Consider the following 2,224-nt stretch of genomic DNA (forward strand, 5'->3'; position numbering starts at 1 on the left):
ATGTCTTCTACAATGAGCCCAAGTTTAGCTATTGATCCTAAAATTGGTTAATTAAGTTAAAACTTTAAATTATGACAAGAGAAGAAAAATCACAAGTAATTGAGGACTTAACTGCAGAATTAGCTAATAATGCAAATATCTATTTAGCAGATATTTCAGGATTAAATGCAGGTTCTACCTCTGATTTGCGTCGTGCTGCTTTTAAGGCAAACGTGCAAATGGCAGTTGTTAAAAATACATTACTTAAAAAAGCAATGGAAGCTTCCGATAGAGATTTCGGAGATCTTTCAACTGTTTTAAAAGGGAATACATCAGTTTTGTATTCTGAAACAGGTAATGCACCAGCTAAGTTGATTAAAAACTTCCGTAAAAAATCTGAAAAGCCTTTATTAAAAGGAGCATTTATTGAGGAAGCTGTTTACATTGGCGATAACCAATTAGACATGTTAGTTGATATCAAGTCTAAAGAAGAGTTATTAGGAGAGATTATAGGATTACTACAATCGCCTGCTAAAAACGTTGTTTCTGCGCTTAAATCAAGTGGTGGTAAACTAGCTGGAATTATCAAAACACTCTCTGAAAAAGAAGGATAGTATTAACAAGTACGCACTTTATTACAAATATATTATTATTACAAAATTATTAAAACGATAGAAAAAATGGCAGATTTAAAAGATTTCGCAGAACAATTAGTTAACCTTACTGTAAAAGAAGTAAATGAGTTAGCAACTATATTAAAAGATGAGTATGGTATCGAGCCTGCTGCTGCTGCTGCAGTTGCTGTTGCTGGTCCTGCTGCAGGTGGTGACGCTGAAGAAGCTCAAACTGAATTTGATGTAATTTTAAAAGCGGCAGGTGGTTCTAAACTAGCTGTAGTAAAATTAGTTAAAGAATTAACTGGTTTAGGTTTAAAAGAAGCTAAAGGTTTAGTTGATGATGCACCATCTCCAATTAAAGAAGGTGTAGCTAAAGATGAAGCTGAAGCTTTAAAAGCTCAATTAGAAGAAGCTGGAGCAGAGGTAGAGCTTAAGTAAGCTTAACATCTCAACAATACAAAGGTTTAGGTATATCCCGCAAATGGCGGGATAACACCTAGACCATTTTGCGTATATAATGATATAGCAAATTAAATTGCAAAACAACATTTGAATATTGAAAAATATTTAGCTGTTTTAACTAGTGTTTAAAAGCACTATCACTATTTTTTTTAATCAAAATTCCGTCCATTGATGTTATCAACACAAGCTGAAAGATTAAATTTCTCCTCTATTGTAAATAGAACCGAGTACCCAGACTTTTTGGATATTCAGATTAAATCCTTCCAGGATTTTTTCCAATTAGAAACAAAATCTGAAGAAAGAGGTGATGAAGGTCTTTATAATACCTTCATGGAAAACTTTCCAATTACAGATTCTCGTAATCAATTCGTTTTAGAATTTTTAGATTACTTCGTAGATCCGCCAAGATATGCTATTGAAGAGTGTATTGAAAGAGGACTAACATACAGCGTTCCGCTTAAAGCTAGGTTAAAGTTATATTGTACAGACCCTGAACATGAGGATTTCGAAACTATTGTTCAAGATGTGTACTTAGGAACTATACCTTACATGACACCTTCTGGTACATTTTGTATCAATGGTGCTGAGCGTGTTGTAGTATCTCAATTGCACCGTTCACCAGGGGTTTTCTTTGGTCAATCATTTCATGCAAATGGAACAAAATTATATTCAGCAAGGGTTATACCATTCAAAGGATCTTGGATAGAGTTTGCTACAGACATCAATCAGGTGATGTATGCATATATTGATAGAAAGAAAAAATTACCAGTAACAACGCTTTTCCGTGCTATCGGTTTTGAGCGTGATAAAGATATTTTAGAGATTTTTGATTTAGCTGAAGAAGTTAAAGTATCAAAATCTGGATTAAAGAAATATTTAGGAAGAAAATTGGCTGCTCGTGTTTTAAATACATGGCATGAAGATTTTGTTGATGAAGATACAGGTGAAGTAGTATCTATCGAGCGTAACGAAATTGTGCTTGATCGTGATACTGTTTTAGATAAAGAAAATGTAGAAGAAATTCTTGAAGCTGATGTTAAAACGATTCTTTTACATAAAGAAACTTCTGAACAAGGTGATTATGCTATAATTCACAATACGCTTCAAAAAGATCCAACAAACTCTGAAAAAGAAGCTGTTGAACATATTTATAGACAATTACGTAA

At 33.2% G+C, this 2,224-nt stretch carries 2 protein-coding genes and 1 pseudogene; all 3 read left to right on the forward strand.

Annotated features, from left to right (window positions below; all coding sequences use genetic code 11):
• Nucleotides 1-71: 71 nt before the first annotated feature.
• The gene (gene rplJ, locus WBN21_RS07805; protein ID WP_424199059.1) at nucleotides 72-593 is read left to right on the forward strand and encodes a 50S ribosomal protein L10; all 522 of its coding nucleotides are present in this window, start codon (nucleotides 72-74) and stop codon (nucleotides 591-593) included.
• A gap of 66 nt (nucleotides 594-659) precedes the next feature.
• Entirely contained in the window at nucleotides 660-1,034 is a 375-nt protein-coding gene (gene rplL / locus WBN21_RS07810; protein WP_424199061.1) for a 50S ribosomal protein L7/L12, read from the forward strand.
• Nucleotides 1,035-1,229: 195 nt separating this feature from the next.
• A pseudogene (gene rpoB / locus WBN21_RS07815) lies at nucleotides 1,230-2,224 on the forward strand (DNA-directed RNA polymerase subunit beta); the annotation flags it as partial.

It is taken from the genome of Algibacter sp. (assembly GCF_049667265.1).
Lineage (GTDB): Bacteria > Bacteroidota > Bacteroidia > Flavobacteriales > Flavobacteriaceae > Algibacter_B.